Origin of the sequence: Dactylosporangium darangshiense, assembly GCF_039537565.1 — a bacterium.
GTDB lineage: Bacteria > Actinomycetota > Actinomycetes > Mycobacteriales > Micromonosporaceae > Dactylosporangium > Dactylosporangium darangshiense.
Genome location: NZ_BAABAT010000045.1, coordinates 12,639 through 31,132, shown reverse-complemented (window position 1 = coordinate 31,132; position 18,494 = coordinate 12,639). Strand labels below are relative to the sequence as shown.

The window sequence follows — 18,494 nt, the reverse complement described above, 5'->3', positions numbered from 1 at the left end:
GGCTCGACGTCATCGGTGAGCTGCATGACGCCGGTGCGCAGCGCCGCGCGCTCGACGGCGTGGGCGCCGTCGAGCGGCCCAGTCGCTCGGCCAGTTCTCAGCCGCCGCGCACCTCGATTCGAGAAGCCGGTGGATACGGCACGCCGCGGGCAGCGCCGGAGGCGGTGGCGAACCAGATGCAATCGTCCCAGATGAACCAGCGAGGAGGTCCGGGTTCGTGGAGCCGGTGAGCATTGACACGCCACGGGAGGCGCCCACGCCGGTGGCCCGCCTGGACATGCGGCCCATCGACGTCGAGGCCCTCCTGGGGCTCGAGTTCGTCGCCGTCGCGAACGACCTCGCGCCGGCGACGCTCGCCCTGGGCCGGATGACCGGCGGGACCCTGGTCGGCTTCGCGCACCTCGACCACGGGCCGGAGCGCGGCGTCGACGTCGTGCAGTTCGGCGAGCGCCGGCCCCGCGACGTGCTCACCGAGCTGCTGTACGACACCGGCATCACCCACGACACGGTCACCTGGACCGCGCTGGGTCCCCGCGAGGACGACCGGATGTGGGCCCGCTCGATGAGCGAGGCGCGGCTGTACATCCTGCTGCGGACCCCGAGCGACCAGGGCAGCGACGACGAGGTGCTTGAGGCGGTCGTGACCTCGCAGGTCGGCCCGGACCGCGTGATGCGCTACGGCGACATCGAGCTGTGGGTACCGCCGGAGCGCATCCCGCCCGGTATGGCGCCGCTGGGCTCCGCGAACTACTCCTACCCGGACGACCCGCCGTCGACGATCTTCGACGCCGCCAACTGGTTCATGATCTCCCAGACCGCCGGCCTGCAGGTGAAGATGCTGCTCGAGGAGCACCAGCCACCGTACGCGGCGTGGGCTTATCACGACGTGCTGAGGTACCTGCAGCGCGCGGCCGCCGCGGCCGAGGAGGCGCTGAAGTTCATCCCGCCCGGCGCTGACGAGGTCCCGGTCACCGCCTGCTGGACGGCGGACGGGCTGGACACCTACCGCCGCCACGCCGACAAGTTGCGCCGCGACAACCTCGAGCGCAACGCCGAGTCCTGCCGCGTCGCCGCCGGAGAGTGGCGGCGCACCGTCGGCCCGATCATCCAGGACTGAGCCGATAGCCGCGCGCCTGTCGCGATCGGATCTCGAGGCGTCGCTATGCATGCAGGTATGCGCTGAGCTGATGCAGTCAGAGGTCGAGCAACAGCATCTGTTCGTCGCTCGGCAGATCGAACTGGACCATTTGGGCCGGCATGATTGTTGAGCTCCACAATCCGTTGGGCCTCGCGCCTGTTGCGGAGGAATACACGATGCTCAATCGCGGGTGTGGGGTCGCCGCGCCGTCCACTGCTGTTCCGGCAGAGAAGCCCGACCAGCGCATTCGCGGTGGCGGCATCCGGTGGTGGCGCTCGGCGCCCATTGGCTGTGGCAGTGGTGGGCCGAGATCCGGCTGACACCGAGAAGGACGGCGGCCGAGAGGATGGCGTCGCTCACCGCGCTGATGAGCCCCGCGGGGCAGCGGCACCGGGCCGCCGGCAGTATGCTCCCGGGAGCGCTCCCATGGAGGTTTTCGTGCGTCCGATCGCAGGGCTTCTGCCCTTGTTGCTGCTCGCGGCCTGCTCGGCCGGTGCCCCGGCGCCCGCCGCGGCGCCGTCGCCCGAGGCCCAGCGGGCCGGATCCCGCTGCACGGGGCTCGGGGATCTCGGCCGGCAGGCCCGGTTCGCCACGCCCGCGGGCACGCAGTTGGTCGGCGTCGAACTCGGCACCGGCGCGAAAGGCGTCGTCCTGGCCCACCAGAACGGCTCGAACCTGTGCGAGTGGCTGCCGTTCGGCCAGCGCCTGGCCGGGCTCGGCTACCGCGTCCTCGCCTTCGACTTCGGCGGCGACGGCGACTCCGGCCCGCACCGCGGCGACGATCGGCTCGACGACGACGTGGTCGCGGCGGCCACTCACTTGCGCGCGAACGGTGTCACCGACGTGGTGCTGATGGGCGCGTCCAAGGGCGGCACAGCGTCGCTCTCCGCCGCCGCCGCGCTGCGCCCCGCCCCCGCGGCGGTCGTCTCACTGTCGGCCCCGGGCCTGTTCGCCGGCATCTCGGCGGCGGACGCCGTGCCTCTCCTGAAGTCACCGGCACTGTTCCTGGCCGCTGAGAACGATCATCCGTTCGCCGAGGCCGCGCAGCAGTTCGACGCGTCGGCGCCCAAGAGCGTGCCGCACCAGGTGTACCTCTCGATCGGCGCCGAGCACGGCACGGGCCTGCTCGGCGGCGGCGAGGCGAAGAAGGTGAACGAGCTGATCGAGGCCTTCCTGCGGGAACACGCCCCTGCGCGATGATCCCGGCCGGACTCAGGACTCGGCCAGCGAACCGTCGCGGGCCCAGTCGGCCAGTCCGAACACCCGCTGACCAACGGTCAGGCCGGTGGTGCCGTAGCCCGGCTCGGTGACCAAGCCCGACAGCTCGTGTCCGGGCACGCTCGGGGTGCGGTCGCGGCCTGCACGGTCGGTCCATGTGGCCTTCCGGATCCGCGGATGGGCGGACGCCTTCAGCCGAACCATGCCATCGCCTGCCCGTGACCGCGGGTCCAGGCCAGCGGCGCGCCATCGAGCGCGAGCACGTTGTAGAGTGCCTGGTCCGGCGCCGGCGGCAACGCCTCATGAGGCAGGACGTCCGAGCCTTCGACGGCGATCCAGTGCCCGGGCAGTCCGCGCACCCTTTCCACGAACATCGCGCGGCGCGCGGCCGGGACCTGATACAGCACAGACGTGTGGAACACCACCAGCGTCGCGCCGGCGGGAGCCTGGGCGGCCAGGCTCCGCAGATCATCCACAAGGTCGCCGCGGACCAGCGACGGTGGATCCGCGGCGGCTATCGCGGCCGCGGCCCGCAGCCGGTCCCGACGGTGCTGGTGCTCCGGCCAAATCAGCGCCTCCAGCCACGCGACGTCGGCCGGGTTGGTCACGTCGAGCGGGTTGAGGTCCAGACCGGCTCGCCACACCACCTCGGGCAGTCGCGTCGGCGGTGCAGTTCCGGTGAGGTCACAGTCGAGGATTGGCCCGCTCGAGCCGATCTCATGATCGCCGTATCGGTAGGTGTAACGATCGGGGTAGAGACACAGCCCAGCGGCGGTGCCGACCTCCAGCAACGCCAGCGGCTGAGGCAGCGAGGCGAGCACCGGCAGCAGCAGCGCACACCGCCCGATCTCGTTGGTCTGCGTGGCCCGCGTGCGCAGTTCCGCCTCGACTACCGGCCAGTTCGCCACCGTGAAGTCATGGAACGCGGCCGGATCATCGACCGGACCGCCGAGCAGACGCACCACGCCGAGCAGCAGGTTCGGCTGCCGGTTCGGCGGGGGAACCGCGTGCAGCAGTGCCAAGATCTTCTCATCCGTGGAGATGGCCAGCGACAGGCGCTCGTAGGTCGGCGACACCCCACGCGTCTCCCGCTCGGCGAACTCGACATACGTCGATGCAACCGTCACCGCGTCAGGATCGCACAGAGCGCAGACGCCAATGCCCGGCAGCAGAGCGCCCAACCCGCTGGTGGGCCCCGTCACCGTTCGTGACACAGCAGACAGCTCAACCAACCTGAAGGCGCCTCCGCGTCCCGAGAGGCGCTCGCAGGCGACCTGGCCGCCGAATTCCCTGAACTCGAGGACGATGATCCTCTCGCTGGCGGCGATGGTCGCATCGCCGCCACCGCCTCAGGAAGCTCAGGGCACACGTCGGCTCGCGGGTTGCCGTAATGTGTCGGCGACGCTGCTGGGGAGGCGCTGCATGTCCACTGCGGATGGTCCGGGCTGGCCCGATGTGACCGACGAGCTCGCAGGCACGCTAGAGCGGCTGCGGAACGAGGACGCGGTCTCGCTGCAGGCCGGCGACGTGTTCGTACAGTTCATCCGGTTCACACGTGGCACTGTGCTGAGCGGGCCGGCGGTGTACGTGCACACCAGCTCCGGTGCGGCGGGCCTTGCCGAGCTGGGCTGGGCGCCCGTCGACGACGAGCAGACCGTCGGCCAGCCGGAGGTGCCGGCGCCGGTGGAGGCGGCCACGGCCCGGCGGCTCGCGGACCTGATCGTGCGGACGCTGCGCGATGTACACGGCGTCGCGGACCCGGCCGCACTGCGATACAGCTCGTTCAACAACAACGGGTTGCGGGCGCCGCAGCTGCGCACCGTCGCGCCCGAAGAGGGCCAGGAGAAGCCCGCCCCCGAACCGGTCACCGTCCTGCCGCCGCCGGCACCGCGGTGGCAGCAGTGGTGCGAGATCCTCGCCAGCGGTCTCGGCGACTGGTCCGCTGCGACACTGGACCGGCTGGCCGCCGCGCAGGACTGGCAGCCGCAGGGCCGGGCGCACACGTTCACCGCCACCGGCGGCGAGTCGGTCAGCGGCCACACGTGGGACGCCGGGTACTACGGCCACGGCGAGATCAGCTCGTTGACCGTGACGCTGCCGGCCGCGAACACCGGCGCCGTCATGGATTTCCGGCAGGCGCTCGCCGGCGCGGTCGCCGCGCTCGGCCACCCGCCACTGGTCGGCGACACGGGAGACCGGCCGTTCGCGCGCTGGCGCGGCACCGGCACCACCGTGACCCTGGCCGCGCACCTCAGCCCTCGCGGCGACCGGCTACAGCTCGAGGTCGAGCCGACCGAGCCGCGGGAGAACCTCATCTACAACCGCCAGAAGTGGATGATGACCCCGGACGAGTGGAGTCCAGACGAGCTGTGGACCACTCAGCCGGACATCGAGGACCCGTCGGCGAAGGCCCTGGACGGCATGATGTTCTACCCCCACTCGCCGTCGGCCACCCTCGAGGAGACTTTGGACGAGCTGCGGTCGCTCTTCCGCTCCTGGAGTCAGGCGTTGCTGCTTCTGCACCCGTATGCCAGCAGCACCCGCTGGCGGCTGCGCCGACCGGGTGGCGACATGATCGCCGAGGGCGGGTTCACGCCGCACCGGATGACCGCCAAGTTCGGCTGGACCGACCAGTACGGCACCCCGGTCTCCACCGGCCCGGGCGCCGGCGCCGCCGACGCGCTCGTCGAACGCATCCGGCAGGCTCTGTCCCAGGCGCAGATTAACGCCCCGGACCAGCTGCGAGCAGCCACCTGGTCCGACACCCCCGCCGAACGCCTCGACGCGATCCGCCTCACTCTCCAGCACGGCTGACCTTCGTCGGCGGCACGCCGGCCGCAAGACCAAAGAGCGGATCGAGTCGATCACCGACCTCGAACCCATCTCCGTGGCACTCACCGCTACCGGCTCACGATGGTCAGCGTAAGCGCTCATCAATTCGCAATAATCAAACGCATGCTCTCACTAATTCGAAACAGTCAACATAAACGCTCGCAAGCTCCCAGTACGCTGCTGGTGCTCATTCTCGACGGGCCTTGAATGCACGGTTGTACCCCTGGCGGAGGCCCGATTCATCGTGCATGATGGCCCGAGTTCCGCCGCGTTCCCACGAGTTCCCCTGTATTTCCCCGAGTTCCCCCCGAACGCAAGGGGCTGACTCCGCCACACCACGATCAGCCGCTGTGGTTCCCGTCCCCGTCGTAGCAGGCCGGATCCCCTCACATTCGTCCCAACGGCTTGACTGCGGCGATCATGGCCCACGGGGCCGTGATCGGTCATAGACCTAGCCCGGACTGTGCCTCGTGCTACAGAAGGACAAACAATGAGTGGTCAGCCAAGACGCTGGATCATAGCCGTCTGCGCCACCGCCGCCGTTAGCGCGACGGCGCTCGCCTCGGCTTCGGCGCAGTCAGCCTCCGCAAGCGACACGGCGCAGACTCAGCCCGGTGAGAGCAACATCGCTGGAAAGCCGTGGGTAACGTATGCGGCCAGTACAGGAGGAAGACTGCGTCCCTCGCCGCAGACTCGGACGAGGCAACGGCATGGAAGGCCACCGGGCCATCCAACCAGTGGCTCCGTCTCGATCTGGGCGGCGCTTACGACAACCTCCGCAAGGTTCGCGTGGTGTTCCCGACTCCGAAGGCGACGTACCGGTACGTCGTGGAGGCCTCGGCCAACGGCGCTGCGTGGACGACGATCGCGGACCACTCGCGCAACCCGACGGCGGGCCCCGGTGAGGACCAGTTCACCCGCCCCGGGATTCGCTTCTTGCGAGTGAAGATCACAGGTGCGTCCGCGGGCGCGGAGATCGGCGTCTCCGAGTTCGAGGTCTACAACTACCTTCGTCCGGACCTCGTCGTCGGCGCGGACATCTCCTATGCCGACCAGGACGATAACCAGGACCATCTGACGTACTACGTCGACGACCCGGCCACGGCGACGGATGTGCTTACGTCCGCGCGCAACGCCGGCATGCGCTACGTGCGCCTGCGCGTGTTCAACACCCCCCGCGACGAGAAGACGGGCAACTATCTCAACCCGGCCTATCAGGGGCCCGATCGCACGCTGGACGTCGCCAAGCAGGTGAAGAACCTGGGCATGGGCCTCGGTATCGACCTGCACTACTCAGATTCGTGGGCCGACCCGAGCAAGCAGGCCAAGCCGACCGACTGGGCGTCGCTGCCGTTCAACCAGCTCGTGACGGCGGTCCACGACTACACACGCGACTACATCCAGCGGCTCGTGGCGCAAGGCACCGTTCCTGACAAGGTCGCCGTCGGCAACGAGCTGATCAAGGGATTCCTGTGGGGATCCGAGCGCGCAGAGCCGTGGTTCACCGACCCGGCCGACTGGTGCTACGACTGCTACTTCAACCACGACCCAACGTTCGTCTCCAAGCCCGGCGGCGGCATCGACTGGGACGACTGGAAGTCCACCGACCCCGCGAAGCGAGCCGCCTACGAGGCATCGTGGGACAGGTTCACCACCCTGCAAGCGGCCGGCATCCGGGCCGTCCATGAGGTCGCCGCCGCCAACCACGTGCACATCGGCATCGAAACGCACGTCATCATCGACAACGGCCAGTTCGAGAGGACCCAGGAGTTCTGGAACCAGTTCCTGCGCCGCCTCAACGCCAAGGGCCAGAACATCGACGTCATGGGCTTCTCGTACTACTCGGAGTGGCACGGCACGCCGGACGTCTTCGAGTCGGAACTCCAGACGATTGCCGCGCAGCACCCCGGCTACAAGATCGACATCGCGGAGACCTCGCACCCGTCCGCTTTCTCGGACCCCATCCCGAACTCGCCGTACCCCGTCTCAGTGCAGGGCCAGGCGGATGCGCTGCTGCGGGTCTTCCGGATGGTGAACGACCTGCCCGACAACCGCGGCCTGGGCGCACTCGTCTGGGAACCGGCGCACTTCCAGTCGATGGTCAATTGGGGAACATCGGCCTGGCCGTTGCTCCAGTGGAACGCGTCGATCAAGGCCTACGGCGTCGTTCCCCCGTCTGCTCCGACATCGGTCAAGCTGAAACCGGGCGACGGCAAGCTGACCGTCACGTTCCGGCCACCCCTCGCCGGGGACCCCGCACAGCTGACATACCAGGTGAGCGCGGACGGTGGAATGACCTGGCGGACACCAACGGTATCGACACAAGGCGACGGTACGGTCGCGGCGACCCTGCAGAACCTGCGCAACGGCGTGCGGTACACCGTGTCGATCCGAGCCGTCAGCCCGCTGGGTGGCCCCGGCGCCGCGGCTTCTGCCGGTGCTGTTGTCCTCAGCGCACCACCCCCGGGCCCCAAGCACCCCTGACCAGCACGTCGTAGTGCTCGTCCCCAAGAGTTGATCAGGTGAGCGTCCCGGATTCACCTGCCGACGACGTTCGCCCGTCGCCGTGCCGCCGACCGATCCGCTCATGCACTCGATCCAGCTCCGCCGACCACACCTCGGTGTCCGCCACCACAGCGAACATCAGCCATGCACGGTCAACCCAGGTGCCGATGCAGTACCAGGCGATCGGGCGCCCACATGCCGTACCGCTGAATCATGTGACATGGATGGATAACTATCCGGTGGGTGGGCTGACTAGCGTCCGGCCATGAGACACCTCGCCAGAGCTCTCGTGGCCGCCGCCGCGCTGCTGCTCGTCACGCTTTCCGCCGCGCCGCCCGCGGCTGCGGCCGGGAACCCGTACACCGCCGCCCCGGTGTCCGGGTCGCTCGGCCGGTACAACGTTTCCGGGGTTTATGTTGCCGGAGTTTCGTCCGGCGGGTACATGGCCACGCAGCTGCAGGTCGCGTACTCCAGCCGGATCGCCGGCACCGCCGTCTTCGCCGCCGGGCCCTACTACTGTGCGCAGAACAACGTCGCCCAGGCGCTCAACGGGTGCGGGAACAACCTCTCGCCGACCTACCTGAGCAACCTCGAGTACTACACCCGCCTCTGGGCCACGTACGGCTGGATCGACCCGGTGCGCAACCTGTCGGGCAAGCCGGTCTACGTCTACCACGGCGGCAACGACACCAGCGTCAAGAAGTCCGTCAACGACGACCTCGTCAGTTACTTCCGCGATTTCGGGGCGTCGGTGCAGTACAACAGCGGATCGGCCGCCGGACACAGCTGGGTGACGCCCTACGGGACCGTCGCGTGTTCGGGGACGGCGTCGCCGTACCTCAACGACTGCGGTACCGACCCGCAACGCGAGCTGCTCACCAAGCTGCTGGGCGGGGTCGCCGGCCCCAACACCGGGCCGCTCGGCGGGCGGCTGGTGAAGTTCGGCCAGAGCACGTACGCGGTCAACGGGTACGCGCCCGGGCTGAGCATGGACGCGTCCGGGTTCGCATACGTCCCGGCCACCTGCACCGCCGGGCAGACGTGCCGCCTGCTGGTGGCCCTGCACGGCTGCGTGCAGGGCTACGGCGCGGTCGGCACGTCCTTTGTGGACCGGGCCAACCTCGACCAATATGCCGACACAAACAAGATCATCGTGTTGTACCCCCAGGCCGCCGCGTCCGGCGTCAACCCCAACGGGTGCTGGGACTGGTGGGGGTACCTCGGCGCCACGAACTACCCGATCAAGGGTGGGGCCCAGATCGAGACCATCATGAACATGGTGCGGCAACTGGGCGGCTGAGCCCCGGCACGCGACATGGTCGCGTGGACCCCTTCCTCATCTGGCTGTACTTCGCGCTGCTCGTCGCCGCCGGCGTGGCCGGGGCCGGGCTGCACGGCCCGCGGCGAGCCCCGATCGCCACCATGGTCGCGTTCGGGCTCGCCGCGCTCCCGTCGCTGCTGCCGTGCACGGCGGCGCGGCCGTCGTCGCAGCGGCCTTCGCCGCCGTCATCAATGCGGCGCGTCGATGACGCGCAATGACCGGGTGGTCGACCAGAAGCCCTTGTCCTCAAACTCGACCACGAGCCGCTTGCCGTCCGGGCTGAACGTCGAGCTTTTGTAGTGGCCCCTGACCACCCGGTCGAAGCCCCCCGTCGCAGTGCTCTGGCAGCGACGCGACCACGGAGTGTGGGAGCGGATCAGATCCTGCGGTCTTCTCGGGCGAGCGCGGCGATACGCAGATCGCGTGCCCGGTGCACGTGGCCCTGCAGTTCGCTGCGCGCGCGGGCCGGATCACGGTCGTGGACGGCGTCGAACACCCGCCGGTGGTCGTCCTGGATCGTCTGCCGATCGTCGGGTGCGCCATCGGGCACCGCCCGGCGCCTGCGGGGACGCCGAATCCCGCCGACCGTCGTGTTGTCCGTGCTCGTCATCGTGGTCGTGATCGTCGCTGCCGTCGTGCCGGAGTGGCTCGCCGGGCAGGACCCGATCAACGGCGTCCCGTCCGACAAGCTCGCGTCGATGAGCGGGAAACATTGGCTGGGCACCGACTCCCTCGGCCGCGACATGTACTCGCGGATCGTCCACGGGGCCCGTACCTCGGTGCTCAGCGCGATCCTCGCCGTCGCCGTGGCGTTGGGCCTCGGCACGGCCACAGGTCTCGCCGCGGCACTCGCGCCACGGTGGCTGGAGACGCCGCTGATGCGACTCATCGACGTGCTGCTCGCAATCCCGTCACTGCTCCTGGCGATGGTGTTCGTCGCCGCCTTCGGGTTCTCCAGCGGCAACGCCGCCGTCGCGGTGGGACTTTCGATGATCGCCAGTTTCGCCCGGGTGGCCCGGATCGAAGCGCTGCGCGTGCGTTCGGCGCCGTACATCGAAGCCGCGGAGATCGCCGGCACCACCCGCGTCGGAGTCGTGATCGCGCACCTGCTGCCCAACATCGCCACGACGCTCATCTCGTTGGCGGTCCTGGAGCTCGGCGCGGCGATCCTGGCGCTGTCGACGCTGTCGTTCCTCGGGTTCGGCGCCCAGCCGCCCAGCCCGGAGTGGGGGCAGCTCGTCGCCGAGGGCGCGAACTTCTTCTACGCCGCACCGTGGCTCGTCTACGCCCCCGCCGCCGTGGTCGTCATCGTGGTGCTCGCCGTGAACCGCCTGTCCACCTACCTCGACGCGAGGGCATTCGATGAGTCGCTCTGAAGCACCCGCCGATCCGCCGCTGCTGCGGGTACGAGACCTCTCGATCGCCTACCGGACCGCCCGGCAGTGGAACCCTGTGGTGCACGACGTCTCCTTCGACCTGCGGGCCGGCGAGACCGTCGCGCTGATCGGAGAATCCGGCTCCGGCAAGACCACGCTCGCCGGTGCCGTGCTGCAGATCCTGCCGGCCAACGCGCGTACCACCGGCGGCACGATCCTGTTCGGCGGCGCCGACCTCGGCCGGGCGTCGCGACGGCAGCTGCGGCAGATCCGCTCACACGAACTCGGCTACGTGCCGCAGGACCCGACCATGTCGTTCAACCCGCTGCGTACGGTGCGCAGCCAGCTGCACGAGATCATCCGCCTCACCAAACCCGAGCGCGGCCCGGCCGCAGAAGCAGAAGCTCTGCTGCGGCGGGCCGGGGTCGCCGACACCGCCCGCGTGCTGGACTCCTATCCGCACCAGTTGTCCGGCGGGCTGCTGCAGCGCGCGCTCATCGCCGCGGCGATCGCCGGACGGCCGCGGCTGCTCATCGCCGACGAGCCGACCTCCGCGCTCGATGCGACCATCCAGAAGGGCATTCTCGACACGCTCGAGCAACTGCGCGCCGAGCTCGGCCTCGCGGTCCTGCTCATCACGCACGATCTGGCCCTCGCCGCGGCGCACAGCGACCAGGTCGTCACGCTCGACCGGGGCCGGGTGGCCCCGTCGTCGTACGCCGAAGCGTTGTTCGCCAGCGCCCCCAAGCCGGTCGCCGTCACGCTCGCCAATCGTGCCGACAACACCACCCGAGAAGCCCCGGGGCCGGCACTCACCGTCGACGGCGTCAGGAAAACCTTCGGCCGGTTGACGGCGGTCGACGCCGTCTCCTTCGCCGTCCCGTCGGGCACCACACACGCGCTCGTCGGTGAGTCGGGGTCGGGCAAGACCACCCTCGCCCGGATTGTGCTGGGCCTGCTGCGCGCCGACTCCGGTGCGGTGCGGCTCGCCGGGCGGCCGGTCGACCCCACGGATCGAGTTGCCCTGCGCGAGGTTCGGCGCGACCTGCAGATCGTGCACCAGAACCCGTACGGCTCACTCGATCCGCGGTACACGGTGTCACGCATTGTCGGCGAGCCCTTGGTTCGCTACCGGGCCGGGGACCGTCGACAGCGACAGGCACGGATCCGTGAGCTGGCCGACGCCGTGGGACTGCCGACCAACGTGTTGCAGCGCCGACCACGTGAACTGTCCGGCGGGCAGCGGCAGCGGGTCGCGATCGCGCGCGCACTTGCCCTCAACCCGAAACTCATCGTGCTCGACGAACCGACTTCTGCGCTCGACGTACGGATACAGGATCAGGTGCTGCAACTGCTGCAGACGCTGCAGCGCGAACGTTCGCTGACCTACCTGTTCATCTCCCACGACCTGCGCGTGGTGGCGGGCCTCGCCCACACGGTCACGATCCTGCGCAACGGCACCGCCGTCGAGTCCGGCCCCGTCGCCGACGTTTTCCGGTCACCGGCCCACGAGTACACCCGCGTCCTGCTCGAGTCCGTGCTGTAGACCATCCCGAGGAGTGCCCGTGTCCGATCCCCGCACACAACATCTGATCACTGCCCGAGAGCTGATCGACCATCCGGTGCCGCACCCCGTCGTGCTGCACGTCGGAAGAAGGTCCGCGACGCTTCCGGCGGCACAGGCCAAAATCGCCGGCGCTCACGTGACCGAACTCGAGGAGGACTTCGCGGCATCGGGATACGGCGAGCGTGGAAGGCTGCCGTTACCCGACGTCCGCAGCCTGACCGATCGGGTACAAAGCTGGGGCATCGACGGCGATACACCGGTGATCGTCTACGCCGCTCGGCCCGAACTCGTCTCCGCGGCCACCCGGGCCTGGTTCGTGCTGCGCTGGGCCGGGCTGCCCGACGTCCGGCTGCTCGACGGCGGACTCGACGCCTGGCGGGCAGAGGGCGGCGGCACCGAGGACATCGCCACGGCGGCGCCTGCAGCACCGAGCACCTTCGCCGCATCACCCGGTCACCTGCCCACGATCGACGCCGACCGCGCCGCGCAGTTCGGCGCCCGGGGGGGCCTGCTCGACGCCCGCGACCAGACGGCCTACGACGGCGGTCACATCCCCGGCGCGCGACTCGTACCAAGTCCCGTGTTCGAGAACGGCAGACTCAAGAGCGCGGAGACTCTGCGGTCCGCCCTCCCCATTCCGGCGGCCGTGTACTGCGGTGCGGGTGTCTCGGCCACCACCGTCGCGTTCGCCTACGCCACGCTCGGCCGCACCGTCCCGGTCTACGTCGCCTCGTGGTCGGGGTGGACAGCCGATGCCGACCGGCCGATCGAGCAGGCCTGATCGGCCGGGTCGCGGCACGCGCCGGAACTTCGCCGAGCGCCACCGAAGGCCGTGCCGGCTGCCGTTCACGTGACACGGGACGATCGCCTCGTCCCGCCGCCACGACCGGCGAAATCCACAGCATTCCGACATCTTGGAGGAAATTGACACTCCCCCTCGCCGGGCTCGCCGCCGGTTCATCCGATTGGCGACGATGGTGCCGGTTCAGCGATCTCTCAGTGTCGAGCCGCCAGTCTGGCGCGCATGACTTCAGCGCGGCAGCCAGGCGCCGTACTCACCGATGCAACCTCAGCCGCCGGCACCCGGGCCCGGCTGGCCAAGGTCCCGCAGGTCACCGCCATCTTCTGGATCATCAAGGTGCTGACCACCGGCATGGGCGAAACAGCATCGGACTTCCTCGCGCACACGGTCGCGCCGCCGGTGGCGGTCGGGCTCGGCGCCCTCGGGCTGGCCGTCGCGCTGGTCCTGCAGTTCCGGGTGCGGCGCTATCTGGCCGGCGTCTACTGGTTCGCGGTGATCATGGTGAGTGTGTTCGGCACCATGGCGGCCGACGTCCTGCACGTCGGCCTGGGCGTGCCGTACCTGGTCTCCACGATCGGCTTCGCGGTCGCGCTCGCGGCCGTCCTGCTGCTGTGGTACGCCAGCGAGCGCACCCTGTCGATCCACAGCATCACCACGCCGCGCCGGGAGTTGTTCTACTGGGCCACCGTGCTGGCCACGTTCGCGTTGGGCACGGCGGCCGGCGACCTGACCGCCGTGACGTTCGGCTGGGGCTACCTGTTGTCGGGCGTCATCTTCGCGGCCGCGATCGCGGTGCCGGCGCTCGCGTTTCGCACCGGCACCCTGAACGCCGTCGCCGCGTTCTGGACCGCGTACGTCATCACCCGTCCACTCGGCGCCTCGTTCGCGGACTGGATGGGCGTCTCGCACGAGCGCGGCGGGCTGGGCCTGGGAACCGGGTCGGTGACCGTGGCCTGGACGGTGCTCATCGTCGTCCTGGTCGGCTACCTCGCGGTTACCCGCGTTGACGCCGAGCCCGCCGGGCGCTGAACCCCGTGGCCGGCAAGGACCGTCCATCATGGACGGTCCTTGCCGTGCCCGCCGATGCTAGTATCGACTGGCCGAGCCTTGGCAAAGATCGACGTCGGCGGCCACATCACGGGGAGTGAACGACATGCCGTTCACGCACGTCGCGCGCGGTCCGGCGCGACCATGACCACGACGCAGGCCGTGTCCGGTCATCTCGACGACCCTGGTCCCGGCCTGCATCCCATTCTGGCGCGTCGCTGGAGCCCACGTGGGTTCAGCCTGCAGCACCGCTGCAGCGACGCTGACCTGAGCAACCTGCTCGAGGCCGCGCGCTGGAGCCCCTCGCACAACAACTCCCAGCCGTGGCGGTTCATCGTCGGTCGGCGCGGCGATCCGGTCTTCGGCGGGCTGCTCGAATGCCTGGCGAAGGGCAACCAGCGGTGGGCCGCCGCCGCGTCCGCGCTGGTCTGCGGGCTCGCCGTGCTGTACGACGACACCGGCGCCGAGCAGCCCTGGGCCCGCTACGACCTCGGCCAGGCGATCGCGTACATGACGGTCCAGGCGGGGGCCGACGGGCTGCACTCTCGGCAGATGGCCGGCTTCGACGCGCAGGCGCTGCGTTGCTCGTTCGGCGTCGGGCCCGGCTACGAGCCGTGCATCGTCGCCGCCTTCGGCGTGCTGGGCGGCCCGCACGAGGTGCCGGCGGCGATCCGCGCCCGCGACGACGCGGCGCGCGAGCGGGCGCCCGCCGAGGATCTCGTGTACCAGGCCGGCGGCGCCGAGTTCGCGTGGTGCCGCCCCGACCTCCTGCGGACGGACGGCTCCGACGGCTGACGCGTCGGGCGCGGCCCGCCGGCCCGGCTCCCCGACGGGCTACAGCGAGGCGCGCATCCGGGCGAAAAACGCGTTCTGCGTGGGCAGCTCCTGGACGAGCTTCTGCGCCTTGGCCTTGATCTGCTGGAACTCGCTCAGCGCGGCCCGTTCGTCGGCCAGCTCCAGCCCCGGCGAGGGCCGCACGGGGATGCCGCCCGTGCCCAGCAGGATGCAGTTGTACGAGTACGGGGGAAGGCCGTGATAGTACGGGTACACGGTCATGGCGTCGGGCACCTTGGTCCGCCACAACTCCAGGCGCTCCTCCAGCGCGTCCGGGACCGTCCGGGTCTGGGCATCGCGCCAGTACTGGTTGTCGGCGCGCTTGGCGCCGCGGTAGTGCAGGCAGAGGAACTCGCGCACCCCGTCAGTGACGTGGGCGACCGAGCGGTTGTACAGCGTCCGCAGGTTCGGGTCCCAGTCGCCGCCCGGGAAGTACTTCACAAGCTGCTCCACCGCGTGATGGATGAAGAAGATGCCGGTCGACTCGAGCGGCTCGACGAAGCCGCTGGACAGCCCGATGGCGACGCAGTTGTTGACCCAGGAGCGTTCGCTGCGCCCGATGCGCATCCGGATGTGGTTCGCCTCCACCTCGGCGGCGGTCGGGCCGACGAACTCGCGCAGGACGCGTTCGGCCTCCTCCGGTTCGCAGTAGTCGCGGGCGTACACATATCCGGTGCCGATCCGGCTGATCAGCGGAATGGTCCAGATCCACCCGGCCGCCTGGGCGGTCGCCGTCGTGCACGGCCGCATCGGCTCGCGGTCCATGTCCAGCGGGACCTGCAGCGCGACCGCGCTGTCGTTCGGCAGGGTGTCCTGATAGGACACGAACGGCTCGCCGAGCGCCTTGTTCAGCAGCAGGCCGCGGAAGCCGGTGCAGTCGACGAACAGGTCGCCGGCGAGCACGCCGTGTTCGGCGGTGCGCACGTGCGAGACCCAACCCCGCTCGTCGAGCCCGACGTCGACGACGTTGTCGACGACGTGCCGCACGCCCCGGTCGGTCGCGTACTTCGTCAGGAACTGCGCGAGCAGCCGCGCCTCGAAGTGGTAGGCGTACGGGAACTGCGCGCCCTGGTAGTCGACGATCGTCGACCGGGACGGGCCGCCCTGGTGGGGCTTCTCGACGAAGTCCTGGTCGATGAGCGAGCCGTCCAGGTAGCGCGGGCTGCGGTTGGCGTCGCACAGGGACGCCATGACGAAACAGTCCTTGTCGAACCGGTCCGAGCCCGGGTTGCGTAACCACCAGTCGGTGAGCTGGAAGCCGTCCACGGACTTCAGCTGCTCGAACGGGTGGTAGAAGTGGTGGCCCGGTTCGCGCCAGTCCTCAAAGCGGACCGCGAGCTTGTAGGTGGCGTTGCACGCCGGCATCCAGTCGTGCTCCTCCAGGCGCAGGAACTCGAAGAAGTGCCGGATGTCGCTGAACGTCGCCTCCCCGACCCCGATGGTCCGCACCTCGGCGGACTCGACCAGGGTGATCGTGATCCGGTCGGCGAACGCCGCTTTCAGGTAGGCGGCGGTCATCCAGCCCGCGGTACCGCCGCCGACGATGACGATGTTGCTCGGCCGGACGGGTGCATCGGCCGCAGTGTCCTCAATGGTCATGCGTTCTCCTCCTCCGAGGTGGCGGCGACACGCTCCATCCGGATCCCCGGCGCGCCGTCACCGATCATGTACGACAGCTCGCGGACGGTCTCGGTCGCGAGGTACCGCCGCAGGTCGAGGTGGACGCCGTAGTCCGCCTCGATAGCGTCGAGCAGCCGGAGCGCGACGAGGCTGCTCCAGCCGGCCAGGTCGGCAAACCGCAGGTCCGCCGTCACACCGGACTCCGGCAGGTCGCAGACCGATGCGATGAGCAGTGCGAGGCGGGGGTCAACGGCTGACATAGTCGTCCACTTTCCGCAGCGTGATCCAGTCCGGGCACGGCGACGGGGCCGGCACGAGCGGCAGCGTGTACCGCGCGACACCCTCGGCCGCACCGGTCGGGGCGAAGCCGGCCTCGTCGAGGAACGCCTTGGCGGCACCGTTCCGGCCGGTGGAGCGGAACGAGGCGTCGAGCCGGACGGCGGACGCGGCGACGGCCCGGTCGATGACATCCTGCAGGACCGCGAACTCTATGCCGCGGGAGAAGACCCGGCAGCTCATGACGAAGTTCTCGATCAGCCAGCGACGGCCGTCGCCGGCGAGCCAGACGGCGCCGACCAGTCCTTCGTCCCCGAACCGGTCGGTGGCCTCGAAACCGAGCACCCGGCGGTCGCGGGTTCCGTCCGCCGCCTCGGTGTCCGGCGGTCCCGCGCCCGGTCCGAGCAGCGTGAACTGGTTGGTACGCAACCGCAGCTGCCGGATGCGCGGCAGCATGAAGGCATCGGCGGTGCGCACCGACACGCTCAGCCCGATCGTGCGCAGGTACTCGGCGGCGGAGGCGGGGTGCTCGGCCCGGTGCCGCTGCCGTTCGGCGCGGGCGCGGTACAGCTCGGGCCGTTGCCGGTCGGTGTCCGTCGTGCTCAGCACATCGAAGTGGCCTTCCGTCACCAGCCGCCCGGCATGCTCGGCGGGGTCGCCGGCGAGGTGCACGACGTTGACGGACGGCAGGAACCCGGCCACGAGCTCGCACTCGAACCGGCTGTCGTCGGCGAAGACGATGCTGTCCAGCCCGATGCCGAGCTCCTCGGCGATTGCCGCGACGTTGCCGTCCTTCGACAGCCAGTTCACCGCGGTTGTGCTGAAGTCCGCGGTCCGCAGGGCGAGCCCGGGGTGTTCGGCGAAGACCCTTTCGACGAGGTCGGGGTCGTTCTTGCTGGAGATCGCCAGGAGGACGCCCTGCCGGCGCAGCGCCAGCGCGGTGCGCTGGGTCTCGAGGTAGGCGTTGCCCGGATAGAGCGTCCCGACGTCGAGGTGCTCCGGCCCGTCGTCGCCGAGCACGCCGCCCCACAGGGTGTTGTCCAGGTCGAGCACCAGGCATTTGGCCGACATGCCGGCGGCGGCCCGGCAGAACCGCGCGGCCTCGGTCGCGTAGAGGCGCTGCGCGGACGGCGACCACGACATCGCCGCGAACCGGTGCCGCCGCGCGTCCCGGAACGGTCCGGCGTGCTCGACGAGCAGGGCCTCCCACTCCAGCACGTGGACGCCGTCGATATGCTCGGCGAGGTCGAGCAGGTCGATGTTGAGCTCGCGCCACAGTCGGGCCAGCGCGGCCCGGGACCGGTAGGCGACGATCGAGCGCAGCCGGATCTGGGGCAGCGGCACGGTGTGCACGAGGACCTGCGCGGCGGAGCGTGCCTGGAGGGCTCGCAGCGCGGCGGCGAGGGCGTCCCGGCGCCGGTGCAGCTCCTCGCGCAGGGCCGGCAGGTCGGTCCCGTCCAATTCGGACGGCCAGAACATCGCCTCGTCGAGCAGGCAGAGGGTCACGTCGGGCCGGAACCGGGCGAGGCCGGACGACGGATCGTTGAGTTCCACGAGGAACTGGTCGGGTGCCGTCAGGTGTACCTCCGCGTCGATGCCCGACGCGAGCAGCGCGATGGTCAGGAACGCCGGTACCGCGTCGCAGGTGAACGTCGTGGCCACGGCGACCCGCAGTGGGCGCAGTTCGCGGCCGGTGACGCGGCGGCCGGGGATGCCGGCGAGTAGGCGCCCGGCCTCCCGGGCGGCGGCGATGTCGCTCGTGCGCCCCAGTTCGGTCAGCAGATCCGGGTCGGCCCGGGCATCCGGCGCGAGGAGCCGCCGGGTCCGTGCCAGTAGTCCGGTCATGTCCATGCATCCCCCGTCATGGCAACGAACCCGTCTCGGCAATGCAGGCTCTACGCCGGCACGGCAGCAAGGGACACCTGGCCCGCGGTGAGCGCGCGGCACCGCGTCGGCAC

Annotated in this window: 17 protein-coding genes; 11 read left to right on the top strand and 6 right to left on the bottom strand. The window is 70.0% G+C overall.

The genetic code is table 11. The annotated features are described in order from the left end of the window. Window positions 1-226 precede the first annotated feature (226 nt). Window positions 227-1,117, top strand: coding sequence for a hypothetical protein (locus tag ABD901_RS46540; protein WP_345138209.1), 891 nt, complete (start codon window positions 227-229; stop codon window positions 1,115-1,117). A 459-nt stretch (window positions 1,118-1,576) separates the two neighbouring features. Then, a complete protein-coding gene (locus tag ABD901_RS46535; RefSeq protein ID WP_345138206.1) occupies window positions 1,577-2,338 on the top strand; it encodes an alpha/beta hydrolase family protein in 762 nt (253 codons plus the stop codon). 12 nt (window positions 2,339-2,350) lie between these two features. Here ABD901_RS46535 and ABD901_RS46530 read toward each other — a convergent pair whose 3' ends face one another. Beyond that, entirely contained in the window at window positions 2,351-2,560 is a 210-nt protein-coding gene (locus ABD901_RS46530; protein ID WP_345138204.1) for an alcohol dehydrogenase catalytic domain-containing protein, read from the bottom strand. Further along, complete coding sequence (locus tag ABD901_RS46525; RefSeq protein WP_345138325.1) at window positions 2,548-3,483, bottom strand: DUF2332 domain-containing protein; 936 nt, start codon at window positions 3,481-3,483, stop codon at window positions 2,548-2,550. Before ABD901_RS46525 ends, ABD901_RS46530 begins: the two co-directional genes overlap by 13 nt. 295 nt (window positions 3,484-3,778) lie before the next feature. On the opposite strand from ABD901_RS46525, the gene ABD901_RS46520 reads away from it, so the two are divergent. The 4 genes from ABD901_RS46520 (at window position 3,779) to ABD901_RS46505 (ending at window position 9,232) form a co-directional block, all read left to right on the top strand. Then, a complete protein-coding gene (locus ABD901_RS46520) occupies window positions 3,779-5,170 on the top strand; it encodes a TY-Chap domain-containing protein (RefSeq protein ID WP_345138202.1) in 1,392 nt (463 codons plus the stop codon). Between the two features lie 657 nt (window positions 5,171-5,827). Further along, window positions 5,828-7,672 (top strand): glycosyl hydrolase 53 family protein, encoded by a 1,845-nt coding sequence (locus ABD901_RS46515; RefSeq protein WP_345138200.1) that lies wholly within the window; start codon window positions 5,828-5,830, stop codon window positions 7,670-7,672. Window positions 7,673-7,958: 286 nt separating this feature from the next. Continuing rightward, window positions 7,959-8,993: an extracellular catalytic domain type 2 short-chain-length polyhydroxyalkanoate depolymerase gene (locus tag ABD901_RS46510; protein WP_345138198.1), complete on the top strand. Its 1,035-nt coding sequence runs from the start codon at window positions 7,959-7,961 to the stop codon at window positions 8,991-8,993. 23 nt (window positions 8,994-9,016) lie between these two features. Beyond that, complete coding sequence (locus ABD901_RS46505; RefSeq protein ID WP_345138196.1) at window positions 9,017-9,232, top strand: hypothetical protein; 216 nt, start codon at window positions 9,017-9,019, stop codon at window positions 9,230-9,232. 158 nt (window positions 9,233-9,390) lie between these two features. Here the strand turns inward: ABD901_RS46505 and ABD901_RS46500 are convergent, their stop codons facing one another. Next, window positions 9,391-9,624 carry an FCD domain-containing protein gene (locus ABD901_RS46500; protein ID WP_345138194.1) on the bottom strand — a complete coding sequence of 78 codons (234 nt, stop codon included), beginning with the start codon at window positions 9,622-9,624 and terminating at the stop codon, window positions 9,391-9,393. On the opposite strand from ABD901_RS46500, the gene ABD901_RS46495 reads away from it, so the two are divergent. The 5 genes from ABD901_RS46495 to ABD901_RS46475 all read left to right on the top strand — a co-directional run bounded on the left by ABD901_RS46495 (window position 9,614) and on the right by ABD901_RS46475 (window position 14,601). After that, entirely contained in the window at window positions 9,614-10,390 is a 777-nt protein-coding gene (locus ABD901_RS46495; protein WP_345138193.1) for an ABC transporter permease, read from the top strand. The genes ABD901_RS46500 and ABD901_RS46495 overlap by 11 nt on opposite strands. Beyond that, window positions 10,377-11,936, top strand: coding sequence for a nickel ABC transporter ATP-binding protein NikE (gene nikE, locus ABD901_RS46490; protein WP_345138191.1), 1,560 nt, complete (start codon window positions 10,377-10,379; stop codon window positions 11,934-11,936). Before ABD901_RS46495 ends, nikE begins: the two co-directional genes overlap by 14 nt. A 19-nt stretch (window positions 11,937-11,955) precedes the next feature. Further along, entirely contained in the window at window positions 11,956-12,738 is a 783-nt protein-coding gene (locus ABD901_RS46485; RefSeq protein ID WP_345138189.1) for a sulfurtransferase, read from the top strand. Window positions 12,739-12,981: 243 nt separating this feature from the next. Next, entirely contained in the window at window positions 12,982-13,788 is an 807-nt protein-coding gene (locus ABD901_RS46480) for a COG4705 family protein (RefSeq protein ID WP_345138187.1), read from the top strand. A 162-nt stretch (window positions 13,789-13,950) separates the two neighbouring features. Continuing rightward, a complete protein-coding gene (locus tag ABD901_RS46475) occupies window positions 13,951-14,601 on the top strand; it encodes a nitroreductase family protein (RefSeq protein WP_345138185.1) in 651 nt (216 codons plus the stop codon). A 39-nt stretch (window positions 14,602-14,640) separates the two neighbouring features. On the opposite strand, the gene ABD901_RS46470 is transcribed toward ABD901_RS46475, so the two are convergent. The 3 genes from ABD901_RS46470 to ABD901_RS46460 are packed head-to-tail and all read right to left on the bottom strand — an operon-like array spanning window position 14,641 to window position 18,381. Further along, complete coding sequence (locus tag ABD901_RS46470; protein WP_345138182.1) at window positions 14,641-16,239, bottom strand: tryptophan halogenase family protein; 1,599 nt, start codon at window positions 16,237-16,239, stop codon at window positions 14,641-14,643. Continuing rightward, window positions 16,236-16,520: an acyl carrier protein gene (locus ABD901_RS46465; RefSeq protein ID WP_345138180.1), complete on the bottom strand. Its 285-nt coding sequence runs from the start codon at window positions 16,518-16,520 to the stop codon at window positions 16,236-16,238. The genes ABD901_RS46470 and ABD901_RS46465 overlap by 4 nt, the downstream gene beginning before the upstream one ends. Then, complete coding sequence (locus ABD901_RS46460) at window positions 16,507-18,381, bottom strand: HAD-IIIC family phosphatase (RefSeq protein ID WP_345138178.1); 1,875 nt, start codon at window positions 18,379-18,381, stop codon at window positions 16,507-16,509. The genes ABD901_RS46465 and ABD901_RS46460 overlap by 14 nt, the downstream gene beginning before the upstream one ends. Between the last annotated feature and the right edge of the window lie 113 nt (window positions 18,382-18,494).